Source organism: Streptomyces sp. NBC_00203 (assembly GCF_045206325.1).
GTDB lineage: Bacteria > Actinomycetota > Actinomycetes > Streptomycetales > Streptomycetaceae > Streptomyces > Streptomyces lutosisoli.
In genome coordinates this window covers 1,736,020-1,762,609 of the sequence record NZ_CP108126.1, presented here as the reverse complement: position 1 = coordinate 1,762,609, position 26,590 = coordinate 1,736,020, and the positions used below count along the sequence as shown (strand labels likewise).

22 protein-coding genes are annotated in these 26,590 nt (G+C 72.3%); 11 read left to right on the top strand and 11 right to left on the bottom strand.

What is annotated here, in order from left to right; translation table 11 throughout:
- The first annotated feature begins 28 nt into the window (after positions 1-28).
- A complete protein-coding gene (gene fxsA, locus OG975_RS08195) occupies positions 29-613 on the top strand; it encodes an FxsA family membrane protein (protein ID WP_406328442.1) in 585 nt (194 codons plus the stop codon).
- A gap of 297 nt (positions 614-910) precedes the next feature.
- Here the strand turns inward: fxsA and OG975_RS08190 are convergent, their stop codons facing one another.
- From OG975_RS08190 to OG975_RS08175, 4 genes are all read right to left on the bottom strand, one after another.
- On the bottom strand, positions 911-1,285 hold the full coding sequence (locus tag OG975_RS08190) for an RNA polymerase-binding protein RbpA (protein WP_003977404.1): 375 nt from the start codon (positions 1,283-1,285) through the stop codon (positions 911-913).
- A gap of 255 nt (positions 1,286-1,540) precedes the next feature.
- Positions 1,541-2,899 carry an MFS transporter gene (locus OG975_RS08185; protein WP_406328441.1) on the bottom strand — a complete coding sequence of 453 codons (1,359 nt, stop codon included), beginning with the start codon at positions 2,897-2,899 and terminating at the stop codon, positions 1,541-1,543.
- Between the two features lie 42 nt (positions 2,900-2,941).
- Positions 2,942-3,709: a glycerophosphodiester phosphodiesterase gene (locus OG975_RS08180; protein ID WP_406328440.1), complete on the bottom strand. Its 768-nt coding sequence runs from the start codon at positions 3,707-3,709 to the stop codon at positions 2,942-2,944.
- Complete coding sequence (locus OG975_RS08175; protein ID WP_406328439.1) at positions 3,706-4,449, bottom strand: YitT family protein; 744 nt, start codon at positions 4,447-4,449, stop codon at positions 3,706-3,708. The genes OG975_RS08180 and OG975_RS08175 overlap by 4 nt, the downstream gene beginning before the upstream one ends.
- A gap of 100 nt (positions 4,450-4,549) precedes the next feature.
- Between OG975_RS08175 and OG975_RS08170 the strand changes: the two genes are divergently transcribed.
- Positions 4,550-6,049: a PLP-dependent aminotransferase family protein gene (locus OG975_RS08170; RefSeq protein ID WP_330303103.1), complete on the top strand. Its 1,500-nt coding sequence runs from the start codon at positions 4,550-4,552 to the stop codon at positions 6,047-6,049.
- 280 nt (positions 6,050-6,329) lie between these two features.
- Here the strand turns inward: OG975_RS08170 and OG975_RS08165 are convergent, their stop codons facing one another.
- Positions 6,330-7,889: a hypothetical protein gene (locus OG975_RS08165; RefSeq protein WP_406328437.1), complete on the bottom strand. Its 1,560-nt coding sequence runs from the start codon at positions 7,887-7,889 to the stop codon at positions 6,330-6,332.
- Between the two features lie 40 nt (positions 7,890-7,929).
- The gene (locus OG975_RS08160; protein ID WP_189188106.1) at positions 7,930-8,124 is read right to left on the bottom strand and encodes a hypothetical protein; all 195 of its coding nucleotides are present in this window, start codon (positions 8,122-8,124) and stop codon (positions 7,930-7,932) included.
- A gap of 259 nt (positions 8,125-8,383) precedes the next feature.
- On the opposite strand from OG975_RS08160, the gene OG975_RS08155 reads away from it, so the two are divergent.
- The 5 genes from OG975_RS08155 (at position 8,384) to OG975_RS08135 (ending at position 13,770) form a co-directional block, all read left to right on the top strand.
- Complete coding sequence (locus tag OG975_RS08155) at positions 8,384-8,776, top strand: ankyrin repeat domain-containing protein (protein ID WP_406328436.1); 393 nt, start codon at positions 8,384-8,386, stop codon at positions 8,774-8,776.
- Between the two features lie 300 nt (positions 8,777-9,076).
- Positions 9,077-10,495 (top strand): HEAT repeat domain-containing protein, encoded by a 1,419-nt coding sequence (locus OG975_RS08150; protein WP_406328434.1) that lies wholly within the window; start codon positions 9,077-9,079, stop codon positions 10,493-10,495.
- A 139-nt stretch (positions 10,496-10,634) separates the two neighbouring features.
- Positions 10,635-11,759, top strand: a complete 1,125-nt coding sequence (locus OG975_RS08145) for a glycosyltransferase family 4 protein (RefSeq protein ID WP_406328432.1) — start codon at positions 10,635-10,637, stop codon at positions 11,757-11,759.
- Complete coding sequence (locus OG975_RS08140; RefSeq protein ID WP_406328430.1) at positions 11,756-12,910, top strand: glycosyltransferase; 1,155 nt, start codon at positions 11,756-11,758, stop codon at positions 12,908-12,910. The genes OG975_RS08145 and OG975_RS08140 overlap by 4 nt, the downstream gene beginning before the upstream one ends.
- On the top strand, positions 12,907-13,770 hold the full coding sequence (locus tag OG975_RS08135) for an SGNH/GDSL hydrolase family protein (RefSeq protein ID WP_406328428.1): 864 nt from the start codon (positions 12,907-12,909) through the stop codon (positions 13,768-13,770). The genes OG975_RS08140 and OG975_RS08135 overlap by 4 nt, the downstream gene beginning before the upstream one ends.
- 55 nt (positions 13,771-13,825) lie before the next feature.
- On the opposite strand, the gene OG975_RS08130 is transcribed toward OG975_RS08135, so the two are convergent.
- The 5 genes from OG975_RS08130 to OG975_RS08110 all read right to left on the bottom strand — a co-directional run bounded on the left by OG975_RS08130 (position 13,826) and on the right by OG975_RS08110 (position 18,375).
- Positions 13,826-14,695 carry a biotin-dependent carboxyltransferase family protein gene (locus OG975_RS08130; RefSeq protein WP_406328427.1) on the bottom strand — a complete coding sequence of 290 codons (870 nt, stop codon included), beginning with the start codon at positions 14,693-14,695 and terminating at the stop codon, positions 13,826-13,828.
- Positions 14,692-15,309, bottom strand: a complete 618-nt coding sequence (locus tag OG975_RS08125; RefSeq protein WP_330310015.1) for an allophanate hydrolase subunit 1 — start codon at positions 15,307-15,309, stop codon at positions 14,692-14,694. The genes OG975_RS08130 and OG975_RS08125 overlap by 4 nt, the downstream gene beginning before the upstream one ends.
- Positions 15,310-15,386: 77 nt before the next feature.
- Positions 15,387-16,145 carry a LamB/YcsF family protein gene (locus OG975_RS08120; protein ID WP_406328426.1) on the bottom strand — a complete coding sequence of 253 codons (759 nt, stop codon included), beginning with the start codon at positions 16,143-16,145 and terminating at the stop codon, positions 15,387-15,389.
- A gap of 59 nt (positions 16,146-16,204) precedes the next feature.
- The gene (locus tag OG975_RS08115; protein ID WP_406328425.1) at positions 16,205-17,059 is read right to left on the bottom strand and encodes a putative hydro-lyase; all 855 of its coding nucleotides are present in this window, start codon (positions 17,057-17,059) and stop codon (positions 16,205-16,207) included.
- Entirely contained in the window at positions 17,056-18,375 is a 1,320-nt protein-coding gene (locus tag OG975_RS08110) for an MFS transporter (RefSeq protein ID WP_406328424.1), read from the bottom strand. The genes OG975_RS08115 and OG975_RS08110 overlap by 4 nt, the downstream gene beginning before the upstream one ends.
- Before the next feature lie 170 nt (positions 18,376-18,545).
- Between OG975_RS08110 and OG975_RS08105 the strand changes: the two genes are divergently transcribed.
- From OG975_RS08105 to OG975_RS08090, 4 genes are all read left to right on the top strand, one after another.
- On the top strand, positions 18,546-19,253 hold the full coding sequence (locus OG975_RS08105) for a GntR family transcriptional regulator (RefSeq protein WP_406328422.1): 708 nt from the start codon (positions 18,546-18,548) through the stop codon (positions 19,251-19,253).
- 80 nt (positions 19,254-19,333) lie between these two features.
- Positions 19,334-20,851, top strand: coding sequence for a hypothetical protein (locus OG975_RS08100; protein WP_406328420.1), 1,518 nt, complete (start codon positions 19,334-19,336; stop codon positions 20,849-20,851).
- Positions 20,852-20,984: 133 nt separating this feature from the next.
- Positions 20,985-21,863: a hypothetical protein gene (locus tag OG975_RS08095; RefSeq protein ID WP_406328418.1), complete on the top strand. Its 879-nt coding sequence runs from the start codon at positions 20,985-20,987 to the stop codon at positions 21,861-21,863.
- Between the two features lie 39 nt (positions 21,864-21,902).
- Positions 21,903-26,540 carry a hypothetical protein gene (locus OG975_RS08090; RefSeq protein ID WP_406328416.1) on the top strand — a complete coding sequence of 1,546 codons (4,638 nt, stop codon included), beginning with the start codon at positions 21,903-21,905 and terminating at the stop codon, positions 26,538-26,540.
- Positions 26,541-26,590: the final 50 nt, after the last annotated feature.

Here is a 26,590-nt window from a genome sequence, read left to right as displayed (position 1 = left end):
CTGAGCCGGGCCCAGGCACACTGGGAACATGACGACTGGCGCTCCGACTCCCACGTACCCCGCCCGCCCGCGGCGCTCGCGGCTGCGCACCTTCCTGCCGCTCGGCATCGCCGCGTGGCTGGTGCTGGAGATCTGGCTGCTGACGGTGGTCGCGGGCGCGTCGAGCGGCTTCACCGTCTTCCTGCTGCTGCTCGCCGGTTTCGTCCTCGGCGCCGTGGTCATCAAGCGGGCCGGACGCCGGGCCTTCAAGAACCTCAGCGAGACCCTTCAACAGCAGCAGAGCGGCGCCGCCCCGACGACCGGCGGCGGCAACGGCAATGGCAACGGGCTGATGATGCTCGGCGGCCTCCTCCTGATGATCCCCGGCCTGATCTCCGACGCCGTCGGCCTGCTCCTGCTCATCCCGCCCGTCCAGAAGGCCCTCAGCCGCTACGCGGAGCGCACCCTCGACCGCAAGATGCGCGCGGCCGCCCCAGGCACCCTCGGCGACGCCTTCCAGCAGGCCCGCATCCACCGCCCCGACGGCAAGGTGGTCCAGGGCGAGGTCATCAGGGACGAGGACGTGCGGGGACCGGCCTCGGGGCAGGGCCCACGCCCGCCGCTCAGTCGCTGACGGCTGACAGCTGACGGTTGGGGGCTTGGGCTTGGGCTGGGGCTGAGAGCCGATGGCCGAGCGCTGATGGCCGAACTTTGAGGCGCGGCCCGGCATCATCCAGCCCGTCCGGCGTTTGAGGACGAGCCGTCAAGGCGAAGGGGGGTCTGGGGGCGCAGCCCCCAGGGCCGGCCACCCCCACTGGGCCGCACTGACCCCCGCGCCCCATCAGAACGCACGAAACCGCAGGCCCCGTACAAAAACGTACGGTGCCCACGGTCTCGGCGTGCGTGGTATGCCGCTCAACCCCCGGAGGGACTACGCGGACTTGCGACTGTCCCGCGGATGCACCGCGATGTTCATCGCACCGGAGCGCAGAACGGCCAGGCGCTCCTCGAGGACCTCTTCGAGCTCCTCGCGAGTGCGCCGCTCCATCAGCATGTCCCAGTGCGTACGCGCGGGCTTCGCCTTCTTTTCCTCAGGGCCGTCGCCGTCCACGAGAAGTGCCTGGGCCCCGCAGACCTTGCACTCCCACTCCGGCGGAATTTCGGCCTCCACCGAGAAGGGCATCTCAAAGCGATGTCCCTTCTCGCATGCGTACTCCACGGCCTGGCGCGGAGCCAGGTCGATCCCGCGGTCCGTCTCATAGCTGGTCACTACGAGGCGTGTGCCGCGAAGAGCTCGCTCACTCATGAATCGTGCCTCCCGGGCTTGTCGCCCACAGGACAGGTGTCGCTGTCGTCGTCATCCGGTCAACGTCCGGTCGGCGGTAAAGATTCCCGTTCCGGGTCATGCGTCGCCGTCGTAGCCGCCCCTTGTTGTACCCACCAGCGCCCGGTTTGTCACATCTGGCAGCAGATGTCACCCACCGTTTCGGCATCTTTGACGCGCAGTAACGGTACGCCTGGCAGGCCAAACGCGTACACTACCGGCCTTTGGCCCCGGGCGCTAAATCCTGTCCGGTACGGGATTGCCCGCGTCGCGCACCGCCTGCCGCACCGGGACCCGCGCGAGCAGCACGAATCCGATGACGAAGAAGGCCACGAGCGAGATGATCGCGTCCCGATAACTTCCCGTCAGCTGGTAGGTCAACCCGAACAGCAGCGGGCCCAGCCAGCTCATGCCGCGGTCGCTCATCTCGTACGCCGAGAAGTACTCGGCCTCCTTGCCGCTCGGCACGAGGTGGGAGAACAGGGAGCGGGACAGTGCCTGGCTGCCGCCCAGGACGAGACCGATACCGGCGGCGAGGACGAAGAACCAGACGGGCGCGCCGGCGGGCAGAAAGTACCCGGCGCCGAGCGTCACGGTCCAGGCGACGAGCGAGCCGAGGATCGTACGTTTCGCGCCGTACGTGCGCGCCAGCCGCCCCATGCCCAGGGCGCCCCCGACCGCGAGCACCTGGACCAGCAGCACGGCCACGATCAGGGTCGACTGGCTCAGGCCCAGCTCCTCCGACCCGTACACCGAGGCCTGCGAGATGACGGTCTGGATGCCGTCGTTGTAGACGAGGTAGGCGAGCAGGAAGGCGAGTGTGAGCGGTTTGCCCCGCATGTCCCGCACGGTGGCCGCCAATTGCCGCCAGCCGTGCACGGTGGCCGTCCCCGTGGAGTCCGTCGGGCGGTCGCGCAGGCGCTTGAGCGGTACGAGGGTGAAGGCGCCCCACCAGATGCCCGCCGAGGCCAGACAGATGCGGACGGCCGTCGACTCGGAGACACCGAAGGTGTCGTGGGCCGTGAACAGGATGAGGTTCGCGACCAGCACCAGTGAGCCCGCCGCATAACCGAAGGCCCAGCCCCGGGACGAGACGGCGTCACGCTCCTCCGGCGGGGCGATCTGCGGCAGGTAGGAGTTGTAGAGGACCATCGACACCGCCACCGAGGCGTTCGCGACGATCAGCAGCAGGCCGCCGAGCAGATAGCGGTCGCCGTCCAGGAAGAACATGCCGGTGGTGGCCGCGGCGCCCACATAGGCGGCGGCCGCGAGCAACGGCTTCTTGCGGCCCGTGCGGTCGGCGGCCGCGCCCGCCATCGGCATCACGAAGATCGACATGATGACGGAGGCGGAGACCGTGTACGCGAAGAAGGAACCGGCGCGGATCGGGATCCCCAGGGGGTGCACAAAACCGTCCGCGTCCGCCGCGTGCTTGGCGACCGACGTCAGATAGGGGCCCAGGAAGACGGTCAGCACGCTCGTCGAATAGACGGAGCACGCCCAGTCGTAGAAGTACCAGCCGCGTTGTTCGCGCCGCCGCTCGGCGACCGCTATCTGCTCGGCGGCCTGCTGTGCCCGCACGGTGTCAGTGCCCACCCGCGCCCCTCGCTTCCCCGTGAACGAACCGCGCCAGGGAGCTCAGACCCAGGTGTCCCGGTCCTCCAGGACCTTGCGCAGCGTGTCGATGTGATCGGTCATGATGCCATCGACTCCCAGGTCCAGGAGCCGGTGCATGCGTTCCGGTTCGTTCACGGTCCACACGTGCACCTGAAGCCCGCGCGCGTGGGCGGCCCGCACGAAGCGGCGGTCGACCACTGGCACGCCCGACTGGGACTCCGGCACCTGGGCGGCGACGGCCGACCGCCGCAGCGGGGCCGGTATGCCCCACGACCGCAGCCGCAGGCCGAGCACACCGCGTATGCCGTACGACGTCGCCAGGCGCGGCCCGGCCAGACGCTGGGCGCGGGCGACGCGCGCCTCGGAGAAGGAGCCGACGCAGATGCGGTCCCAGGCGTCGGTGCGGTCGATCAGGTCGAGCAGCGGCAGGAGGGCGGGCTCGGCCTTGACGTCGATGTTCCAGCGCACCTCGGGGAAGACTTCGAGGAGCTCTTCGAAGAGGGGGACCGGTTCCTTGCCCCCCACGCGCGCGTGGCGCACATCTTCCCAGGGGAGGTCGGCTATCCGGCCCGCCCCGTCCGTCACCCGGTCGAGCGTCGAGTCGTGGAAGGCGACAAGCCTGCCGTCCGCCGTCGCGTGCACGTCCGTCTCGATGTAGCGGTAGCCCGCCGCCACCGCGCGCCGGAACTGGGCCAGCGTGTTCTCCAGACCGTCCGCCGCCCCGCCCCGGTGCGCGAAGGCGATCGGGCCCGGATGGTCGAGGTAGGGATGGCGTATGCGCATGCTCACCGGGGCAGTATCGCGCCCTCCGGTTGACCGGCAGCAACGACGGTGCTGCCGCCCGGTGCCGTGCGAACGGCGAACACCCGCAGGAAGAGCTGGGCGAGGGGGCCGATCGCGACGGCGTACAGCACCGTGCCGATGCCGACCGTGCCGCCCAGCGCGAAGCCGGTCGCGACGACCGCCACCTCCAGGACGGTGCGCACCAGACGGATCGAGCGTCCCGTACGCCGGTGCAGACCCGTCATGAGGCCGTCGCGCGGACCGGGACCGAAGCGGGCCGAGATGTAGAGGCCGGTCGCCACGCCGTTCAGCACGATGCCCGCCACGAGCAGCGGAATCCGTACGGTCAAGGTGTGTGCTTCCGGCACCAGCGCGAGCGTGCCGTCCATGGCGATGCCGACCACGAAGACGTTGGAGACCGTGCCGAGGCCGGGGCGCTGGCGCAGCGGGATCCACAGGAGCAGCACCGCCGCACCCACGATGATCGACACCACGCCGATCGTCAGACCGGTCAGCTCGGCGAGGCCCTGGTGCAGCACGTTCCAGGGCTCCAGACCGAGGCCGGAATCCAGGAGCAGGGCCGAACTCGCGCCGTACAAGGCAAGGCCCGCGTACAGCTGGACGAGGCGGCGCGGGAGCCGTCGGGACCCTGAGTGGACGGAGTCCGCGGAGCCCTCGGGGAGGGTGGAGTTTCCGGAGAGCGGTGAGCCCGCGGAGTGTTCGGAGCTCTCGGCGCATGTGGACAAGAGATGCCCCCCTGTGGTGGTAGTGGCCTGGCGCATGACATTCTGTGGCTTGGTTGGAGATCTCATCCAAGGCCAATTCGGGGAAGGTGGACTGGGAATCATGGCGCAGTGGACTTCGGCGGTAGGTGCCGCACAGCTCGCCCGGCTCCTCAACTCCCAGCAGGAGCGCCCCGCGGGGCCGGGCACCCGCCGTCCGCCCGCCTATCGCGCGCTCGCCGACGGCATCCGGCTGCTGGTGCTCGAAGGCCGGGTCCCGGTGGCCGCGCGGCTGCCCGCCGAGCGGGAGCTCGCGCTGTCCCTGTCCGTCAGCCGTACGACCGTCGCCGCCGCCTACGAGGCGCTGCGAGCCGAGGGGTTCCTGGAGTCCCGCCGGGGAGCGGGCAGCTGGACCGCGGTGCCGGCCGGGAACCCGTTGCCCGCGCGCGGCCTGGAACCCCTGCCGCCCGAGGCCCTCGGGTCCATGATCGACCTCGGGTGCGCGGCGCTGCCCGCGCCCGAGCCATGGCTCACCCGCAGCGTGCGGGGCGCGCTGGAGGAGCTGCCGCCGTACGCGCACACGCACGGCGACTATCCCGCCGGGCTGCCCGCGCTGCGCTCGATGCTCGCCGAGCGGTACACCGCGCGCGGTATTCCGACCATGCCCGAGCAGATCATGGTGACCACCGGGGCGATGGGCGCGATCGACGCGATCTGCCATCTCTTCGCCGGGCGCGGCGAGCGCATCGCCGTCGAGTCGCCTTCCTACGCCAACATCCTTCAACTGATGCGCGAGGCAGGGGCCCGGCTGGTTCCCGTCGCCATGGCCGAGGGGCTCGCCGGGTGGGACCTGGACCGCTGGCGCCAGGTCCTGCGCGACGCCGCGCCCCGTCTCGCCTACGTGGTCGCCGACTTCCACAACCCGACCGGCGCCCTCGCCGACGAACACCAGCGGCGCGGGCTCGTGGACGCGGCGCGTTCCGCGGGCACCGTGCTCGTCGTCGACGAGACGATGAGCGAACTGCATCTGGACGAGGACGTGGAGATGCCGCGCCCCGTGTGCAGCTTCGACCCCGCCGGGTCGACCGTCATCACCGTCGGATCAGCGAGCAAGGCCTTCTGGGCGGGCATGCGGATCGGCTGGGTGCGGGCCGCGCCGGATGTGATCCGCAGCCTGGTCTCGGCGCGCGCGTACGCCGATCTGGGTACGCCCGTGCTGGAGCAGCTGGCTGTGAACTGGCTGCTCAGCACCGGGGGCTGGGAACAGGCCGTCGACATCCGGCGGGGCCAGGCCCGCGAGAACCGCGACGCCCTCGTCGCCGCCGTGCGGCGGGAGCTGCCCGGGTGGGAGTTCTCGGTACCGAAGGGCGGGCTCACGCTGTGGGTGCGCACCGGCGGGCTGTCCGGGTCCCGTCTCGCCGAGGTGGGCGAGCGCGTGGGCGTCCGCGTCCCCTCCGGGCCCCGGTTCGGGGTGGACGGGGCCTTCGAGGGGTACGTACGGCTGCCGTTCACCGTGGGCGGTGCGGTGGCCGAGGAGGCGGCGGTGCGGTTGGCTGCGGCGGCGCGGTTGGTCGAGACGGGGGCGAGCGGGGGGAACGAGGCCCCGCGAACGTTCGTGGCGTAAGGGGCTTCGCCCCTTCGACCCCGTTCGCTTGTGTGTCGGGTGCGGGTGGGTGGGGGCTGGTCGCGCAGTTCCCCGCGCCCCTGAAGGCGCGGGGCTGCGCCCCGCGATCCCACGCCCGCCCTGGTTCGTCGGCTGCGGGTGGGTGGGGGCTGGTCTAAAAGATTGCGCAGTTCCCCGCGCCCCTTTTAGGGGCGCGGGGAACTGCGCAATCTTTTAAGCGGGGGTCTGGGGGCGCAGCCCCCAGGGATGGGACGGGTAGGGGCGGCGGGGGCGAGAAAGCTCAGGTTTCCGCCACCGCGGCCGTCGCCGGCAGGGCCCCCGCGTCCGCCGGAGTCGTACGCTCCGGCAGAAGTTCAAGGACCGCCCGCCGCTGGGCCTCGCTCGTCGCATCGTCGTACGGATCAGGCGTGGCGGGCACTTGGAGCCGAAGGACGGGCCCGGTCCCAAGGCGGGCGTAACCGCGCCCGGCTGGCACGTCACGGGTGGGAGTGGTGTGCGGAGGCGCGCCCAGGACGGCTTCCAGTTGGGCGGAGGACGCGGGACCGAGCACCACACGCGCGCGAGTGTGCTGCCGCACCGCCTCGCTCAGGACGTCGAGGCTGTCGAAGTGCTCGGCCACGACGACCGTCACGCCCGCCGCACGCCCGTGCCGGAGGGGCACCTGAAGGAGGGCCTGCGGGTCCTTGCGGCCGTCGGCGGCGGCCAGGTGGCCCAGCGCGCTGGGCCGGTCCAGCAGGATCCACAGAGGGTTCTTGATGTCGTCCGGAGCGGGATGCCCCGCCTGACGTGCACGGTTCGCGGCGATCAACCGCCGCTCCGTCTCGTGCGCGACCCATTCCAGGCTGGCGAGGGCTCCCGCAAGCCCGCACTCGACGGCCAGCACACCGGCCCGCCCGGTCAGGCACGCGTACTCGCCGGTGCCGCCCCCCTCGACGATGACGACATCGCCGTACTGGAGGGTCTGCAGGGCGATGGAGCGCATCAGTGTGGTCGTTCCGCTGCCGGGTTCGCCCACCACCAGCAGGTGTGGCTCGGTCGAGCGGATTCCCGTGCGCCAGACGACCGGTGGGACGTCGCGCTGTTCCTCACCGTAGGTGAGGGGGAGCGTGCGCTGGACGTCGGCCGGGTCGGTGAAGCCGAGGACGGTCTCGCCGGGGGCGGTGACGAAGCGCTGGGCGGCGATGTCGGTGGGGAGGGGCGGGAGGACCGTGACGGTGAGTTCGTTGCCCTCCTCGTCCCAGTCGAAGTGGTACTCGCGGCCGCGCCCCGACTTCGCGTGCAGGAGTTGCTCGATGCGGGCGCGGGACTCCGCCTCGCCGTCCGTGAAGTACGCCGGATAGCGGATGAGGAGCCGGGACACGCGTCCGTCGTCGTCGAAGTCGTACGAGGAGAACGCCTTCTCCCAGTCGCCGCTGTGGGCGTACAGGGGATCGGGGTCCTCGGCCGCCGAGAAGTACGGGACCAGGGCGTCGTACAGCGACTGGAGGCGCCCGGTCTGCGCCTCGTCGGGGCCTGTCGGCGCCGACGGGGTCAGGTCGCGGCCGGTCCACGCTGCCGCCGCCATCAGGCTGATGGCGGCGAGCAGTGGCCCGTACGGCACCAGTGCCACGACCAGGATCACCGAGGCCACCAGGAACAGCAGCGGTCCGCGCCGGTCCTTGGGGGTGTCGGCCCACTTGCGCCGTCCGGCTCCTGCCAGCCGGCGCAGTCCTCGGGAGACCGTGATCAGTGGGTGGAGGACGTCGGTGGCGCTGTCGGCTGCCGTCCGGGCCAGCTCCCGGCTTCGGGCGATCTGTGCGCTGCCGTTGCTGAGAATGCGGGGGAGAGGGCGCCGGGCCACTGCTGTCTCCTGATGGTGCGTGCGAGAGGGGCGGACGAGGTCAGAACTTGATCCCGCCGAGCAGGCTCGCCAGGCTCTCGCCGCCGGCCTTGATGCTCGGAGCGATGGCCGTACTGGCCAGGTAGAAGCCGAACAGGGTCGACACCAGGCAGTGCGACGCCTTGAGGCCGTCCTTGCGGAAGAAGAGGAATACGACGACGCCGAGCAGGACCACACCTGACATGGACAGGATCATTTGAGTCTCCTGGTTCGTGGGGACAGTCACCATGAGTACTTCCAGGATCACAGCATGTATCCATACGATAAAAGGTGCAACTGGGTGAATTTTGGCAAATTTCACCCAAGTGGCGGAGCCGTCTGGGGCTACCTGAGCGGGTCTGTTGTGTCGGGCGGGTCTGCTGTGATCTTTGCCGTGGACGGTGCCGGTCATGTCCCGGTGGAGCCAGTACGCTGTCGATTCACCCGAACGGTTGTAGTGAGAGGCGGTCCGGCCGATGAGTGAAGCCCCCGACCCCGAGGTCGTGGAGCTGGCGACCAAGATCTTCGATCTGGCCCGCCGTGGCGAGACCGAGGCACTCGTGGCGTATGTGGACGCGGGCGTTCCGGCCAACCTCACCAACGACCGCGGTGACTCGCTCGTGATGCTCGCCGCCTACCACGGTCACGCCGACGCGGTACGCGCCCTGCTGGAGCGCGGCGCCGAGGCGGATCGGATCAACGACCGGGGTCAGACGCCGCTCGCCGGGGCCGTCTTCAAGGGTGAGGCGGCCGTGATCCGGGTGCTGCTGGACGCCGGTGCCGATCCGGCCGCCGGTACGCCCTCGGCCGTCGACACGGCGCGCATGTTCGGCAAGACGGAACTGCTCGAATTGTTCGGCGCACACTGACTCGAACGCTCTGACCAGGCGAAACGCAAGAAAAAGGGGAGGCGGAACGGGGCCGCCGGAAATACGGTCGCGGCAGGAAGAACTGCCGAGTCATCATGACGTCGTGATTCACGGACGCGATGGCTGGGCAGATGTTGCCGCACCGCGCGGGCCGTGATGCGGCCCGCATGGGCCACCGACGAGAGGCAGAGGAAGATGGTCTACAGCAAGCAAGAAACGGCGGGCGCTCCGACGTGTTGTCACGCGGCCAGGTAATGCAGGATCCCGGTTGCGTCGACGCTTGATGTGAGGCTGTTTCCCATGTTCGATCCGGTCATAGCGCCCAGCGGAACGCTGCTCGGCCTGCTCCAGAGGGGCCGCGGCGACGGCACGCTGCACGCGCTCACCGCACCGCGCGCCGAAGCGCTCGCGGCGCTGAACCACTGTGTGCTGCGCGACCCCCGCCACGACTGGCAGGTGGAGAACCGCTCCCTGTACTACGCCCGTCTCTACCTCGATCTGAGCGGTGAGCTCGACGAGATCGAGCGGCATCTCTTCGAGGCCGAGGACGTCCTCGACACGTGCGAGTCACGCACGGGGCTCGCCCTCGCGGTCCTCGGGCACCTCGCCTCGTACGGCAGGCACGACGCGCTCGAACTGCTGCGCAGGTACGCCGCCTCCGGCACCAACTGGGCCTGGGCTCTCGACGAGCTGGCCCTGCGTGACGACGACGCGGGTCTGCGGGCCCTCGCCGTGCCCGTACTCGCCCGCTTCCCGTCGGACGCGGAGGGCGAGGCCGAACTCGCCGCCGCCGTGCGCGACGCCTTCGAGCCCCGGCCCTGGCGGCTGTGGGCCGACGATCCGCGCGAATCCATCGGCACACGCGTGCGTGCCGCCCAGGAAGCCGGTTCCTTCGACCGCTGGCAGCGGCAGATGCGACCGTCCGGGCCCCGCCCGGGGTGGAGCGTGCAGGCCGTCTTCGAGTGGGCCCAGCAGGGCATCGAACGCGGAGCCGCGCTCCATGTGCCGGCCGCCCGCTGTCTGACCGCCGTCGCGGGCCCCGAGGACCGGCCCGAGATCGTCGAGGCCGCCCGGAGCGGCGGCGACGGAGCCCGCTGCACCGCCTTGCGCTATCTCGCCGACGGCAATGATCCGGACGCCCTCGATCTGATCGAGACAGCCCTGGCCAATGGTTCGACGGCCGCTGCCGAGGCCGCCGTCGACGCCTTCGAACGGATGCGCAGCGTGGCCGCCGTCGACCGGGCGCGAAACTGGGCGCACCGGCCCGACGCCCTGGGCGCCGCCGCGGGACGGATGCTCGCCTGCCGGGGCGGAGCCCAGGACAGCGAACTGGTCCTCGGGGCGCTGCGGGAAGCGGTACGCGGCGAAGGCCCCGACGCGCCGACCCTGTGGACCCTCGTCGACGGCACCGGACGGCTCGGCATCGTCTGTGCCGCACCCGTGCTGCGCCATGTCTACCGCGAGACGGCCTCGTCCCATCTGCGCGGGCGCGCCGCCCGTGCCCTGGCCGCCACCGATCCCTCCTTCCCCGCGGGCTTCGCCGTCGAATGCCTGTGGGACTGCGAGGAGACCACCCGGGAGGTCGCCGCACGGCACGCCGAGACCGGCGACGCGCGCGTGGTGGACCAGCTCCGGCGGCTGGCGGCGGATCCGGCCGAGGAGGCGGACGTCCAGACCGCGGTACGCAGCCGGATAGGGCCCGACATGCCCGCCGTATGAACGTTCGGTGACCCGGGAGTCAGGAGGGCGTGGACGCGGGCTGACCTGGACGGGTGTGGAGCGCAACGCTCATGGGACGTTCCTCGTCAGGAAAGATCCACGTTGACGCGGCCACGTCCAGCCCGGCGACAACACGGGTATGCGTGTCGTCATCGTGACCGAATCCTTTCCCCCCGATGTGAACGGCGTGGCCCACTGCGCGCTCCAGACCGCCCGGCACCTCGTCGATCGCGGTCACGCTCCCCTTGTCGTCGCCCCTGCCACAGCGGCCGGAAACGGGCCCGACGCCCTCGCGCCGTGCCCCGTCGTCCGTGTCCCCTCCCTACCGCTCCCGGGCTACCCCCAGGTCCGCGTCGCCCTCCCCAGCCGACGCGTCGCCGCGGCGATCACCGAACACCGCGCCGACATCGTCCACCTGGCCAGCCCCTTCGTCCTCGGCGTCCGCGGCATGGCGGCCGCCGCCCGGCTCGGCATCCCCGCCGTGGCCGTCTACCAGACCGACCTCGCCGGATACGCCCGTACGTACATCAGTGCGGGTGAGGCCACCGCGTGGCGGCGCATACGCTCCGTGCACGCCGCCGCCGACCGGACGCTCGCTCCGTCCAGCGCGGCCCTGCACGACCTGGAGACACACGGAGTGCCCCGGGTACGGCTGTGGCCGCGCGGCGTGGACACCGTCCGCTTCCGTCCCGACCGCCGGGACGAGGCACTGCGCCGCGAACTCGCGCCGAACGGCGAGCTGATCGTCGGCTACGTCGGCCGGCTCGCCCCCGAGAAGCAGGTCGAGCTCCTCGCCGGAGTCTGCGGCCTGAACGGCGTGCGCGTCGTGATCGTGGGCGACGGGCCGAGTCAGCACACGCTCACCGAGGCGCTGCCCGGCGCCGTCTTCCTCGGGCGTCGCACCGGCGACGAACTCGCCCGGATCTTCGCCTCGCTGGACGTCTTCGCGCACACCGGTCCCTTCGAGACCTTCTGCCAGACCGTGCAGGAGGCCATGGCCAGCGGGGTGCCCGTCGTCGCGCCCGCCGCGGGCGGACCGCTCGATCTGGTGGCCCACGGACGTACGGGGCTGCTGGTGCCGCCGCGTGACGGGGCCGCCGTACGGGACGCGGTGTGGGCGCTGGCCGCCGATCCCGCGCTGCGGGCCGCCTACGGCGCCGCGGGGCGGGCCACGGTCGAGGGCCGCACCTGGGCCGCCGTGGGCGATCAGCTCATCGGGCACTACGCCGATGTGCTCTCCGCGCGGAAGCTGGTGGCGGCATGAGCCTGCGCATCGTCCGGCTCGCCAACTTCGTCGCCCCCGCCTCCGGCGGTCTGCGCACCGCGCTGCGGGAGCTCGGCTCCGGCTACCGGGCGGCCGGGCACGAGCCGGTGCTCATCATCCCCGGTGAGCGCGCGAGCGACCGCGAGACCGAGCAGGGGCGGGTGATCACGCTGCCCGGTCCGCTGCTCCCCGGGACCGGCGGCTATCGCGTGCTCACGGACAAGCGGCGGGTGGCCCGACTCCTGGAGTCCCTCGCCCCCGACCGCCTCGAAGTCTCCGACCGGACCACCCTGCGCTGGACCGGCGTATGGGCACGGCGGGCCCGGGTGCCCGCCGTGATGGTCTCCCACGAGACCGCCGACGGAGTGCTGCGGACCTGGGGGCTCTCCGAGGGGATGGCCCGGCGGACCGCCGACGCCCTCAACATCCGTACGGCGCACACCTATGCGCGTGTGGTGTGCACCACGGAGTTCGCCGAGCGTGAGTTCGTCCGCATCGGCGCACGCAATGTCGTACGCGCCCCCCTGGGCGTCGACCTTGTGGGGCGCCACCCCGCGTTGCGCGATCCGGGCGTGCGCGCCCAGTACGCGCGCGGGGGAGAGGCGCTGCTCGTGATGTGCTCCCGGCTGTCCGTCGAGAAGCGGCCCGGCACGGCACTCGACGCGCTGGAGGCCCTGCTGCGGCGCGGACAGCGTGCCGTGCTCGTCGTGGCCGGGGACGGACCGCTGAGGGCCCGGCTCGAACTGCGCGCCCGGGAGCGGAGGCTGCCCGTCACCTTCCTCGGGCACGTCTCCGACCGTGCCGTGCTCGGCGCGCTGCAGGCCTCCGCCGACGTGTGCCTGGCCCCAGGGCCCGCCGAGACGTTCGGGCTCGCCGCCCTGGAGGCGATGGCCTGCGGCACGCCCGTGGTGGCCAGCGCGCTGTCCGCCCTGCCGGAGATCGTCGGGTCGGCAGGGGCCACCGTGGCGGACCGCGGGGACTCCTTCGCGGACGCCGTGCGGCTGCTGCTCGGGCGCCCCGAGAGCGAGCGCAGGGAGGCCGCACGCGCGCGTGCGGAGTGTTTCGGATGGGATGCCGCCGTAGAGGGCTTTCTCGCCGCGCACGACGCGGTGGTCCAGGCGCGCCCGCGCTTGCAGGAAGGCGTCGGATGAGACCCCTTCGGTTCGTGGCCCTCGGGGACTCGTTGACGGAAGGCATGGGTGATCCCGTCGGAGACGCGTGGCGGGGATGGGCCGCACTGCTCGCGCAGGGGCTCGCCCCGGCGGACGCACCCGTGGAGTTCACCAACCTCGCGGTCAGCGGGGCGCAGACCCGGGATGTGCTGGAGCGGCAGACCCCGGCCGCGCTGGCCCTGGAGCCTGACATCGTCTCCGTGGTGATCGGCGTCAACGACACCCTGCGGTGCACCTTCGACATCCACTCGGTGGCCGAGCGGCTCGACAAGGTGTACGCGGCGTTCCGCGCTCAGGACGCGGTGGTGATGACGGCCTGTCTCCCGGATCCCGGCTCCATGCTTGGACTGCCGGGGGCGTTGGCGCGACCGCTGGCCCGGCGACAGCGGGCCGTCAACACGGTCGTGCACGCGCTCTCCGAGCGGCACGGGGCGATGCACCTGCACGCCGCGGAGGAGGAGTGGCTGACGGACCGCGCGATGTGGAGCGCGGACCGGCTGCACCCGGGAGAGCAGGGGCACCGGCAACTCGCCCTGCGCTTCCACGCGCTGCTCGCCGAGCAGGACATCGCCAGGGGGACGGCGCCCTCGGCCGAGCCCGAGTTTCCCGTGCCCACGCGATCGGCCAGCCTGTGGTGGCTGGCCACCGCGGGAACGGGATGGGTGGCCCGGCGCTGCACGGACCTGCTCCCGCAGCTGCTCACCCTCGCCGCCGCCGAACTACGCCACCGGGCGCGCGGCACCAGCGCGCGCCTCGACCTGAGCGCCTCGCACGCCGTCTCGTCCGCGCTGGCCGCGCTGGCCGCGCTGTCGGTGGCCGAACAGCCGGACGCGGCATGACGGTTCGGCGGGGGCGCAGGGGCGCTCGGCGGCAGCGTGCGGGCGCTTGCCGGCTTCAGCGGCGGCGTACGGCCACGAAGCGCACCGGCGTGCCCGGGACGGCCTGAGCCGCCGCGGGAAGGTCGGTGGGGCGGACGACCGCGATCACCGGGTACCCGCCGGTGGTCGGATGATCGGCGAGGAAGACGACCGGCCGGCCGTCGGGCGGTACCTGGACGGCGCCCAGGACCATGCCCTCACTGGGGAGTTCACCGGAAACGGCCCTCTCCAGTGAGGGCCCTTCCGTCCGCAGGCCGATGCGGTTGCTCGCGGACGACACCCGGTAGGCGCGGGTGGTGAGGACGCGTACGGCCGACGCCGTGAACCAGTCGTCGCGCGGCCCCAGCGTCACCCGCAGGACCAGCTCGGCGGGCGGGGCGGCGTGCGGGACGACATCCACGCGCGCGTGGAGCGCGGCGGGGCGTCCCAGGGGCAGCACCATGCCGTCCGTGAGCGGCGGGGGGCCCAGGCCCGAGAGAAGATCGGTGGAGCGGCTGCCGAGGACCGGGTCCACGGCCACTCCACCGGAGACGGCCACATAGCTGCGCAGCCCCGCGCGCGCGTGGCCGACGTCCAGCAGCGCCCCGGCCGGCACACGAACGGGCGCACCCCAGGCGGCCGGACGGCCGTCGACGGTGACAGGGCAGGGCGCTCCCGCCACCGCCACGGTGATCGCCGAACGCGGGCGCAGGGCGCAGCCGTTGAGCGTCGTCTCCAGGACAGCCACTTCGGAAGGGTTGCCGACCAGCCGGTTGGCCAGCGCCGCCGCGGGCGCGTCGAGCGCGCCGGAGCGCGGTACGCCGAGGTGCGCGTGGCCGGGGCGGCCCTGGTCCTGGACGGTGGTCAGCGCCCCGGAGCGGACGACGGAGAGGGCCCGGTCGGTCATGAGCGCCGCGCCGGTACGAAGCGGACCCGCGCGCCCGGAGCCAGCAGCGCGGCCGGCACGCGCGCGTGGTCCCACAGCACCACGTCCGTCGTGCCGATCAGCTGCCAGCCGCCCGGTGACGAGCGCGGGTACACACCGGTGTACGGGCCCGCGAGCGCCACGGAACCCGCGGGAACCGCCGTCCGCGGGGTCGCCCGGCGAGGCACGTCGTAGTGCGACGGCAGCCCCGTGAGGTAACCGAAGCCGGGCGCGAACCCGCAGAAGGCGACCCGGAACTCGGCCGCCGCGTGGATCTCGGGCACCTCGCGCTCGGCCACACCCCACAGGGCCGCCACATCCGCCAGGTCGGGACCGTCGTACCGTACGGGGATCTCGATCGCCCCGCCCGCCCGCGCGGGCAGCGGCGGGATGTCCCACGTGGGAAGCCGCTCCGCCAGACGCCCGGGGTCGTCCAGGCCGTCCAGGAGGACCGTGCGCGCCGCGGGGACGATCTCGCGCACGGACAGGGAACCCTCCGCGCGGCGGCGCAGCAGTTCGGCGTGCAGGGCCTGCGCCGCGTCGCCCGAGGAGACCTCGACGAGCAGGGCCCGGTCGCCGACGGGCAGCGCCCGGATGTCCTCGCCGACCGAGAGCGCCCGCGTGCCGTCGCCGGGCGGCAGCGCGCCCAAGTCGTCGCCAACTGGCAGTACCCTCATGCGAACGCCTCCACGCGGACGCCCGAGTGCTCCAGCCGGTCGCGCACCCTGCGGGCCAGCTCCACCGCGCCCGGCGTGTCCCCGTGCAGGCACAGGGAGCGGGCGCGGACCGGGATGCGCTCCCCGGAGTACGAGGTCACCACGCCGAAGCGGGCGAGGCCCACCGAGCGTTCGACGACCGTGTCCGCGTCCGTGATCACCGCGCCGGCCTGGGTGCGCGGCACCAGGGTGCCCTCCTCGGTGTACGCGCGGTCCGCGAACGCCTCGGTGACGGTGGGCAGTCCGGCCTGCTCGGCCAGCTTCAGGAAGCGGGAGGAGGGCAGGCCGAGGACGGGCAGGGTGGCGTCCGCCAGCCGTACGCCCTCGACGACCGCCCCCGCCTGCTCCTCGTCGTGCACGACGCGGTTGTAGAGCGCGCCGTGCGGTTTCACGTACGACACACGCGTGCCGGCCGCGCGGGCGAAGACCTCCAAGGCGCCGATCTGGTACGCCACTTCGGCGGCCAGCTCGTCGGCCGGTACGTCCATCGCGCGCCGCCCGAACCCCGCCAGGTCCCGGTAGGAGACCTGGGCGCCGATCCGTACGCCGCGCTCGGCCGCCAGCTCGCACACCCGCCGCATGGTGGCCGCGTCCCCGGCGTGGAAACCGCAGGCCACATTGGCGCTGGTGACGACGGACAGCAGCTGTTCGTCGTCGGTCAGACGCCAGCGGCCGAAGCCCTCGCCGAGGTCGGCGTTGAGATCGATCGGGGTCATGAGATGCGGTCTCTCCTGTATCTCCTGACCGGGACCTTCCCGGTCAGGTCTTTTCCTGTTCAGGCCACGCGGTACTGCTCGTCACGGGTGTCCGTGAGGAACATCTGGCCGGGCGCGTGGGTGATCGCGAACGGTGGGCGGGACGCCACTACGGCGGCCTGGGGTGTCACTCCGCAGGCCCAGAACACCGGGATGTCGTCCGGCGCCGCGTCCACCGGATCGCCGAAGTCGGGACGCGAGAGATCCTCGATGCCCAGCCCCGACGGCTCACCGCAGTGCACCGGGCTGCCGTGCACGGCGGGCAGCAGACTGCTCTCCCTGATCGCCGCGGCCAGGTGCTCGGGCGGGACCGGGCGCATCGACACCACCATCGGGCCGTGCAGCCGCCCGGCCGGACGGCACTGGCGCCCCGTCACGTACATGGAGACGTTGCGCCCCTGCTCGATGTGGCGCATGGGGACGCCCGCCTCGCTCAGCGCCCACTCGAAGGTGAAGCTGCACCCGATGAGGAACGACACCAGGTCGTTGCGCCAGCGGTCGGTCACGTCCGTGGGTTCGTCGGTCAACTCGCCGTTCTCCCACACCCGGTAGCGCGGCAGATCGGTGCGCAGGTCCGCGCCCTGAGCCAGCGGAGTGGTCCAGGAACCGGCGTCGGTGACGTCGAGGACCGGGCACGGTTTCGGGTTGCGCTGGCAGAACAGCAGCATGTCGTACGCCCAGTCGGCGGGCACCGAGATCAGGTTCGCCTGGGTGTGACCCGCGGCGACTCCGGCGGTGGGGCCCGACACGCCCGAACGGAACCGGGCACGCGCCTTCTTGGGGGTCCACGCGTGCGCGTGGCCGTCGATTTCCAGCAGGGGCGACGGGCGGTCCTGGGTGAGGTTCGACGGCCGGTCCTGGACGGTGTCGTTCACAGGAGCTCCTTGCCACGGGTCTCGGGGAGTCCGATCAGTGCCAGCGCGGCGAGGGCGTAGCCGATCGCACCGAAGACCAGCGCGCCGCCGACACCCCAGCTGTCCGCCAGGAAGCCGACCGTGGTGGGAAAGGCGGCGCCCACGGCGCGCCCCGTGTTGTACGTGAAGCCCTGCCCCGTGCCGCGCACCGCCGCCGGATACAGCTCGCTCAGGAACGAGCCGAAGCCGCTGAAGATCGCCGACATACAGAAGCCGAGCGGGAAACCGAGCACAAGGAGAAGAGTGTTGGCGCCGCTGGGGATGTTCGCGTACGTGAGGATGCAGGCCGCCGAGAGGATCGCGAAGAGCAGGATGTTGCGCTTGCGGCCCAGTTTGTCGGTGAGGTAGCCGCCCGTGAGGTAGCCGATGAAGGCTCCGGAGATCAGGAACGTGAGGTAGCCGCCGGTGCCGACGACGGACAGGCCGCGCTCCGTCTTCAGGTACGTGGGCACCCAGGTGGCCAGCGTGTAGTAGCCGCCCTGGACACCGGTGGAGAGCAGGACCGCGAAGAACGTGGTGCGCAGGAGACCGGGAGCCTCGGCCGTACCCGGCTTGAAGATCGCCGCGAACGAACCCTTCTGGCCGCTCTTCTCGCGCTCGGCGGCCGCCTCGGGAGCGTCCTGCACCCGACGCCGTACCCAGACGACGAGCAGCGCGGGCAGCGCGCCGGTCCAGAACATCACGCGCCAGGCCAGGTCGGCGCCGACGAACTGGAAGACCAGCGTGTAGACGACCACCGCCAGGCCCCAGCCGACGGCCCAGGAACTCTGGACCGCGCCGAGCGTGCGGCCCCGGTGCTTCGCGCTCGCGTACTCGGCGACCAGGATCGCGCCGACCGCCCACTCGCCGCCGAAACCGAGGCCCTGAAGGGCGCGGAACACCAGCAGAGTCTCGTAGTTGGGCGCGAAACCGCAGGCGACGGTAAACACCGCGTAGGTGATCACGGTGATCATCAACGCCTTGACGCGCCCGAACCGGTCCGCGGCCACGCCGGCGACGGCGCCGCCGATCGCCGAGACGACCAGCGTGACCGTCGTGAACAGGCCGGTCTGGCCGCTGTCCAGGCCGAAGTACGCCGCCAGCGCGACCATGCTCAGCGGCAGCGTGAAGTAGTCGTACGAGTCGAGGGCATAGCCGCCGAACGCGCCGGCGAAGGCGCGGCGGCCGCGCGGACCGAGCGCGTGCAGCCAGGCGAACGCGCCTTCCTGGGTGGTGAGTTGTTCCGTGCCGGGCCGGGCGTCGGCCGCCAGGGCCTGGGATGGAGGGGTCGTGCTCATGGGCACCTCACAGTGAGGGACGGAGGGTGCTTGAGGACTGAGCCGTGCCGTGCGGAAGCGGTCGGCGCCGGGGGAGCGGATGGCGCCATGAGGAGCAAGGTAGAGGATCGTTGAACGATCCCTCAATACCCATGTTGTTTCGTTCTTGTATCTGCGATTGAATTCCGGGCATGGCAGAGCAGCTGACGGGACTGGCCGACGACCGCGCCCTGCTGGGCCGCACCAGCACCGCCGAACGGGTCTCGGACATCCTTCGGAGCCGTATCGCCGAGGGGTACTTCCCTCCCGGTACACGGCTGTCCGAGGACAGCATCGGCGGGGCGCTCGGCGTCTCGCGCAACACGCTGCGCGAGGCGTTCCGGCTGCTCACGCACGAACGTCTGCTCGTCCATGAACTGAACCGGGGCGTCTTCGTACGGGTGCTGACCGTCGAGGACGTCGAGGACATCTACCGCACCCGCGGCCTCGTCGAGTGCGCCGTCGTACGCGGCCTCGGCGAGCCGCCGTACGCACTGGAAGGCCTCGCCGCCGCGGTCACCGCAGGGCAGCTGGCGGCCGTCGAGAATGACTGGAAAAGTCTGGGTACGGCCAATATCCACTTCCACCGGGAGCTGGTGGCGCTGGCCGGCAGCGCCCGGACCGACGAGCTGATGCGCAGCGTCTTCGCCGAACTGCGACTCGCCTTCCACCTCGTGGACGACCCGAGGCGGCTGCACGAGCCGTACCTCGCGCGCAACCGCCAGATCCTCCAGGCGTTGCAGGCGGGGGACCGGGATGAGGCCGAGAGGCTGCTCGCGGTCTACCTGGGCGACTCGCTGGAGAGGGTCGTCGAGGTGTACCGGCGACGGGTGGCCCAAGGCGGCCAGGGCCTCGGCTGAGCCCCTCTCGCGCTGGTGTGACGGTAGTCGCTTCTGCGTCGTTTGGGTCGTTGTCAGACCGAGGACCTAGTCTGTGCACCGTGACTTCGCCTGCATCGACGGACAGCGTTCCGCCCCAGCTCAGCGCGGGGCCGCGCCCCGCGCCGGGCCCGGCCGCCGACGAGGGCCTGGCGCGGCGGCTGCGCGCGCTCGCCTGCACGGCGCCGCTGCACGACCTCGATGTACGCAAGGCGAACCTCGCGGGTGAGTACACGGTGTACGGGATGGCGGAGGTCGCCCTCGCCGCCATCGACCTGGTCACACTGAACATGGACTTCGACACGGGCGCCGACCACGACCAGATAGTGGCCAGGCTCATTCCGCGCATCGCCGCCCAGGCCCCGCGGCGGCCCGTCGCCGAGCACGAGCGCGTGGCCCGCTGGGTCCTCGAGAACCTGATCAACGTCGGCAGCGTCGACCGCGGCTTCCGGGCCGTATACGGCACCTTCGCGCCCGACGGCTCCTATGTGCGCCGCGACTACGACTTCAAGCTGATCGAGGAGGTGCCCGGCTACGGGGGGAGCGTCTATCTCCGTACGACCGACGAAGCGGTCAACGTCCTCGTCGGCGCCCTCGACACCGACGTCACCAGCGCGCAGATCGCCGCCGAGGTCAAGCTGGAGGTGCTGATCAGCCGCGGCCGGCTCGCCGACGCGCAGCTCGCCGCCGAGCAGGCCCGCTACCGGACGGTGCAGTACTCGGAGACGCTCCGCAGAGCGCTGGACGCGACCCGGCGCAATGTGCGGGCCGTCGACTGGCTCCAGGCGGTGCCCGACATGATCGCCGAGGCCCTGGACCACGTCGCCGACCGCTACCGGCACGAGAACGCGATCCTCACCAACATCCGCAAGGCCCGCGACGAGTCCGAGGACCCCGAGCAGAAGCGCCGCGCCGCCGAGCTCGTCGACATCGTGAAGGACTGCATCCGCAGGCATACGCAGCTGCAGTCCCGCCTCCTGGAGGCGGGCCCGCTCTTCCGCGCCGAGCAGGACCGGCAGGCCTTCGCCACGCCCATGACGACCTCGGGGATCGACCTCTACGGGCATCTCGTCGCGCCCGTGCTGCCGCTGCCCGTGGAGCAGGCGCTGCGCGTGACGGACGCGTTCTTCGCGCGCGGGACCGGTCTGCGCACGCCGGTGGCCGTACGCGTGGGGGACCTGGTCGACATACTGCTGACGCCGCCCGTGGAGCGGGAGCACCTCGGGGCGGAGATGCCCGAGCCGGACCTCATTGCCACGCCGGACGACAGCCGGTTCAGCGAGGAGCAGCTCGCTTCCGCGATGGAACTGCTGGACCTGCCTTCGGACGCGCCGCGGCGGTTGTCGGGGCTGCTCGCGGAGGCGCGCCGCCGGGATCCCGAACTTCCCTACCTGGTAGCCCTGTTGGCTGTTCACGCGGCCAGTCCGCCGGTCGGCACCGCGTATCGGCAGGGCGAGGAGAAGCTGTTGTTCGCCGTGGACGACGGGGTCGAGCTGGATGATCCGGAGTTCGGTGGGGCCGATCTGATCGTGGGGATGGCGCTGCTGGACGCGGCGGGGATGGCGGCGGATCGGACATGACCCTTTCGCTGGACGCGTCGGGCAGCCGAGGGTTGTTTGTGGCCTGCGGGTTGTCCGTGGTTGCTCGCGCAGTTCCCCGCGCCCCTGACGGGGGCGCCTTTCCCGCCGTACGTCTGAACAAGGAGCCCCTGCTGTGACCGAGCACGTCGAGTGGAGTGAACCGGAAGCCGCCGCCGTGCCGGCGAACGCGCCCGTCACGCCTGCCGACGCCGCCGACGCGGCGCGGCTCGTCGCCTTTGGGCTGCAGCCCAAATTGCAGCCCGCGCGGGATCAGGAGTACGCGGAACTGTTGCGGCGCTACCGGGAGGACCCGCCCTTCGCGCGGCTTGCCGACGCTGTGGCTGCCGGGCTCGGGCTGGTCGTCCTGGAGGTGTCGCCGCGCGCGGGGATGGCGGTGACCGCCGCCGAGGACTCGGTGTTCGCCGTGCGTATGGGCGACTACGCGCGTCGCGCGTCGGCCGACTCGGGGGACCGTTTCCTGCACGGGCTCGCGCATCTCGCCGTCGCCGCCATGGCGTTCCCGCGCCCCGAGGACCTCGCGGACGACGGGTACATCGGGCGCGTCTCGGTCAACGGCGTCGATGCCTTCGTACGGCAGGCCTGCCATCGCCTTGAGGAGCGGGCCGAGGAGCAGGGCGAGAACACCGACCCGGCGACCGAGGCGCCCGGGCTTGAGTCGGCCTGGCGGATCTGGGCGCGGCGCAGCTCCACCGGGGCCACCAAGGACGCGCGAAGACTGGCCGGCTCGACCACCGGCATCGTCGGCAAGGCCGTCGCGTTCCTCACCGACTCCGGGTTCCTGCAGCGCACCGGGGACGACTCCGGGGGGACATACCGGACGACGGCCCGCTATCAGCTCCAGGTCCGTGACATGGCGGGCAGTGCGGCGATGGCCGAGCTCCTTGAGCTGGGCATCGTCCCGGTGACCGACGGCACCGCGACTCTGCTGCCCGCCGAGGACACCGACGACCTGGAGCTGGCGGCCGACGCCGGACTGCCGTTCCACTCCTGACCGCCTGAACTTCGTTTACGACTACGAGAGTCCGCCGCCATGTACGAGCTGTCCCGGGTCCGCCTCTACTCCATCGGGCCTGCCGGTGCGCGCTATGCCGACACCGTGCTTGACCTGCGGGGTGTCGGCGAGCCCGTGCCCGACCCCGCGCCCACCCAGGCGGAGTTCTTCGAGGAGGAGCCCGTCGGGCCGCCGCGCCGGCCCGCGCCCGCGGGTGTGCTCTTCCTGGAGAACGGCGGCGGCAAGTCGGTGCTGCTCAAGCTGATCTTCTCGGTGATGCTGCCGGGCCACCGCAACACGCTGGGCGGCGCCAGCTCCGGTGTGCTGCGCAAGTTCCTGCTCGCCGACGACTGCGGGCATGTCGCGCTGGAGTGGCAGCACACGCTGACCGGCGAGTGCGTCGTGGTCGGCAAGGTGAGCGAGTGGCGGGGGCGGCAGGTCTCCAACGACCCGCGGAAGTTCGCGGAAGCCTGGTATTCGTTCCGGCCCGGTCCCGGGCTGAGCCTGGACAACCTGCCCGTCGCCGAGGCCACCGCCGTACGGCCGTCCGTCGAGGGCGCGTCCGGCGCGCAGGGGCGGCGGCGCACCATGAAGGGCTTCCGGGACGCGATCACCGAGGCGGGCAAGGCGTATCCGCACCTCGAAGTGCACTGGGAGGAGATCCACGACCGCTGGAACGAGCATTTGACGGATCTCGGCCTGGATCCCGAACTCTTCCGCTACCAGCGGGAGATGAACGCCGACGAGGGCGAGGCCGCCGGTCTCTTCGCGGTCAAGAAGGACTCCGACTTCACCGACCTGCTGCTGCGCGCGGTCACCGACACCCGGGACACGGACGGACTCGCCGATCTGGTCGGCGGCTTCGGCAACAAGCTGGGGCGGCGCGCCGAGCTCATCGCCGAGCGGGACTTCACGGCCGGGTCCGTGGATCTGCTCGGCCGGATCGTCGAGGCCGCCGAGGCGCGGGCACGCGCGCGTGACATCCACGCGGGCGCCGAGCGGCGTACGCGGACGCTGGCGCGGCGGCTGACCGCGCGGGCCGTACAGGAGCGCGTGCGCGCCGGTGAACTCGCGCAGCGGGTGACGGCCGCCGCGTACGCCGTGACCCATGCGGAAGGCGCACGCGAGCGCAGCTCCCTGATCGCCGCCGAACTCGCCTACCGGCACGCCTCGTTGGCACTCGCCGGGGCGGAGAAGTCCGCAGCCGCGCAGAAGCGCGAGCTGGCCGACGCGCGCACACTGCACTTGGCCTGGCAGGCCGCCGAGGCCGTACTGCGGCACCGCGCCGCCGCCGACCGCTCCGCGCGCGTGGCCGCCGCGATCCTGGAGGCCGAGCGGGACGCCGCGCCCGCGCTCGCCGCGCGCGCGAGGGCCGCCGTCGACCTCGTACGCGCCCTGCACCGCGCCGCCGAAGGCGCCGAGGCGCTCGCCAACGAGGAGGAGGAGCGGTCCGCCGGGCTCCAGGAGATCGGCGAGACGGCGTACGCGGATTCGACCGCCGCGGCCACCGCAGCGCAGCGCGCCCGAAGTGAGGTCGGGCATCTGCGCCAGCGTCTGAGCGAGGTCGAGCAGGAGACCGCCGAGGCGGTCCGCGCCGGCTGGCTCGACGACAGCGCCCCCGACGCCGACCCGGCCCGCGCCGCTCTCGCCGCCAGCGATGCCGAGAAGACGGCCGTCGCTGCCTGGGACACCGCGCGGGAGGCCTCGCGGCGCGCTTCGGAGCATGCTCGGGAGGCTGCGTCCGCCGAGTCGCGCGCCGAGCTCACGGCGGCGCGCGCGGCGGACGCGGCGACCGCGGCGGAGCTGGCGTACGACGGGGAGCGGCGTACGGCCGAGGCGTTGGCGGGGGAGGAACGGCTCGCGGAACTGCTGAGCCTCCCCGGCAGCGGCGTTCGCCACGGTGTTCCGCAGCCGCGGCGTGATGAGGAAGCCGACAGTTCCGCCGGTCCCGGTGGCGCCCCGTTCACTCCCGAAGAGCTGGACCACTACGCCGACGAACTCCGCGAGCTCCTCGACGACGGCGTAGCCTCCGCCGAACGTCAGCTCTTCGAACTGCGCACCGCAGCGGCCGATGACGCGCGCATCCTCGGGGCGCTCGGTGACGGAGGGCTGCTACCCCCCGGGCCGGACGTGCTGGCCACCGTCGAGTACCTCGGCGAGCACGGGATCCCCGCACTGCCGGGATGGCGCTACCTCGCGCAGGCCGTCGACCCCGTCGACCACGCGCGCGTGCTGGCCGCGAGGCCGGAGCTGGTCGACGGTGTGATCATCACCGACCCGGACACGCACGCACGGGCCCGCGAGGTGCTCAGCGACGCGGCACTGCTGCCGCGGTCCGCCGTGGCCGTGGGCACCGCCGCCGCGCTGCTCGCCCCGACTCCGGCCCCCGATGCGGGCGGCGGCGACGTGTTCCTCGTACCGCCGAACCCCGCCATGCACGACGAGCACGCCGCCGACGAGGAACGGCAGGCGCTGCGCACCCGCGCGACCCAGCGGGACGAGGAGATCCGCACTCTCGCGGCACGGCTCGGCAAGGACCGTGAGCTGGCGGCGCGGCTGGCGTCCTGGCGGACCGGCTGTCCGGCGGGGCGGCTCGTCGAGCTCGCCACGGCCGCCCGGGACGCACGCGCGTTCGCCGAGGAGGCCGAGGCCGAGCTCGCCGAGGCGCGTACCGTCCGGGCGGAGGCCGACGAGTCGGCCGCCGAGGCGGCCCACGTACGGGACGAGCGGCAGGAGGCCGCCCAGCGGGCCCGGCGTGCCGCCGACGCGCTCGCCGGACTCGCCTACCGGCTGCGCGAGCGCGCAGGCTGGCAGGTCAAGGTCCGCGAACTAGCCGATGAGGCAACGGAGTCGGAGGCCCGCGCCCAGGTCTGCCTGGAGCGCGCCCGCGCCGCCGACGAGGACCGCCGGGCCGCTCAGCGCGCCGCCGACGACGCCCGCCGCACGGCCCGCGCGCTGCGTGCCGAGCGCGCGGAGATCGCGGGCGCCCCTGACGACGTACCGGAGGACGAGACAGGCGCGTCGAAGTCGTCGCTGCCCGCCCTGCGTGAGGCCTACCGGGCCGCCTCCCAGCTGTACGAGAAGGTCGGCGTCGGCGCCGACCTGCGGGCCGAGCAGGCGCGGTCCGAGAGCGACGCGAGCGCGGCGCTGGCCGAGTGGGACCGGCTCAGCAACAAGGTGCGGACACGGGCGGCGCAGCTCCTGGAGTCGCCGGACGGTTCCGACGGGCCCTCCCGGCAGGCCGCCGCCGCGCGTGCGGAGGAGCTCGTGCAGCTCCTGGAGACCCGCATGTCCACCGCGAGCGAGCAGCTCGGACGCCTGCGCGGCGAGGCCGAGCGCCACGCACCCGAGGACGGCGAGACCCACACCGAGCTTCCGGAGGAGCTGCTTCCGCGCGATGCCGAGCACGCGCAGAGCCTGCTGCGTACCGCCACCGCCGAACTCGCCTCCCGTACCGAGGCGTTGAGCCAGGCGCGCGAGGCCCACGCCGAACTGCTCGACGCCCACCGCGCCGCCGAGGACGCCGCCGGTGGCTTCGACGAGACGGCCGCCCTGCTCAGGGACCTGCTGCGGGAGCACGCCGACGAGGAGCACGAGGAGCCGGAGCCCTATCCCGGCACCCTCGAAGAGGCCCGGCACTCCGCAGCCGAGGCCCGCCGCTCGCTGCGCGGCTGCGCCGCCGACCTCTCCGCCGCCGAGGGCTCCGTGCGCGAGGCGAGCGACATCCTCGTCCGGCATGCCAACTCCACGCGCTACGAGCAGGTGCGCACCCCCGCGCGGCAGCAGATCCGTGAGCTGCCCGCCTCCGCGCTGCCCGAGCACGCCCAGAAGTGGGCGGACGCGTTCGCGCCCCGACTGCGGGTGCTGACGGACGAGTTGGAGCAGCTGGAGCGCAACCGGGACTCGATCGTGGACCGGCTGCGCGGGCTCGTGGAATCGGCTCTCGCCACGCTGCGGTCCGCTCAGCGGCTCTCCCGGCTTCCCGAGGGGCTCGGCGAGTGGTCCGGGCAGGAGTTCCTGCGCATCCGCTTCGAGGAGCCCGACCAGGCGACGCTCACCGAGCGGCTCGGCGAGGTCGTCGACGAGGCCACCCGCGCGGCGGTCAAGAAGAACTCCGACATGCGGCGTGACGGGATGTCGTTGCTGCTGCGAGGGGTCAGCGCCGCGTTGCAGCCGAAGGGCATCGCCGTGGAGATCTTGAAGCCGGACGCCGTACTGCGTGCCGAGCGCGTCCCGGTCGGGCAGATGGGCGACGTTTTCTCCGGCGGCCAGCTGCTCACCGCGGCCATCGCGCTGTACTGCACGATGGCCGCGCTGCGCAGCAACGACCGGGGCCGCGACAAGCACCGCCATGCCGGCACGCTCTTCCTCGACAACCCCATCGGGCGCGCCAACGCGACGTACCTGCTGGAGTTGCAGAGGGCCGTGTCCGACGCGCTCGGCGTCCAACTCCTCTACACCACAGGCCTGTTCGACACGACCGCGCTCGCCGAGTTCCCCCTCGTCATCCGGCTGCGCAACGACGCAGACCTGCGCGCCGGGCTGAAATACATCAGCGTCGAGGAACACCTCCGACCGGGACTGCCGCAGCAGACCTCAGCCGGGGAGGATGATTCGGTACACAGCGAGATCACGGCGACGAGGATGTTCAAAAGGCCCGCGCCCAGCGCCCCATAGGGGGCGCGGGGAGTCGCCAGCCCAGCCGCAAGCGGCCCGCAGGGCAGGCC

Coding starts and splice junctions, on each gene's coding strand:
- fxsA (WP_406328442.1), top strand. CDS start 29: ATGACGACTGGCGCTCCGACTCCCACGTACCCCGCCCGCCCGCGGCGC.
- OG975_RS08190 (WP_003977404.1), bottom strand. CDS start 1,285: ATGAGTGAGCGAGCTCTTCGCGGCACACGCCTCGTAGTGACCAGCTAT.
- OG975_RS08170 (WP_330303103.1), top strand. CDS start 4,550: ATGGCGCAGTGGACTTCGGCGGTAGGTGCCGCACAGCTCGCCCGGCTC.
- OG975_RS08160 (WP_189188106.1), bottom strand. CDS start 8,124: ATGATCCTGTCCATGTCAGGTGTGGTCCTGCTCGGCGTCGTCGTATTC.
- OG975_RS08155 (WP_406328436.1), top strand. CDS start 8,384: ATGAGTGAAGCCCCCGACCCCGAGGTCGTGGAGCTGGCGACCAAGATC.
- OG975_RS08150 (WP_406328434.1), top strand. CDS start 9,077: ATGTTCGATCCGGTCATAGCGCCCAGCGGAACGCTGCTCGGCCTGCTC.
- OG975_RS08145 (WP_406328432.1), top strand. CDS start 10,635: ATGCGTGTCGTCATCGTGACCGAATCCTTTCCCCCCGATGTGAACGGC.
- OG975_RS08140 (WP_406328430.1), top strand. CDS start 11,756: ATGAGCCTGCGCATCGTCCGGCTCGCCAACTTCGTCGCCCCCGCCTCC.
- OG975_RS08135 (WP_406328428.1), top strand. CDS start 12,907: ATGAGACCCCTTCGGTTCGTGGCCCTCGGGGACTCGTTGACGGAAGGC.
- OG975_RS08130 (WP_406328427.1), bottom strand. CDS start 14,695: ATGACCGACCGGGCCCTCTCCGTCGTCCGCTCCGGGGCGCTGACCACC.
- OG975_RS08120 (WP_406328426.1), bottom strand. CDS start 16,145: ATGACCCCGATCGATCTCAACGCCGACCTCGGCGAGGGCTTCGGCCGC.
- OG975_RS08110 (WP_406328424.1), bottom strand. CDS start 18,375: ATGAGCACGACCCCTCCATCCCAGGCCCTGGCGGCCGACGCCCGGCCC.
- OG975_RS08105 (WP_406328422.1), top strand. CDS start 18,546: ATGGCAGAGCAGCTGACGGGACTGGCCGACGACCGCGCCCTGCTGGGC.
- OG975_RS08090 (WP_406328416.1), top strand. CDS start 21,903: ATGTACGAGCTGTCCCGGGTCCGCCTCTACTCCATCGGGCCTGCCGGT.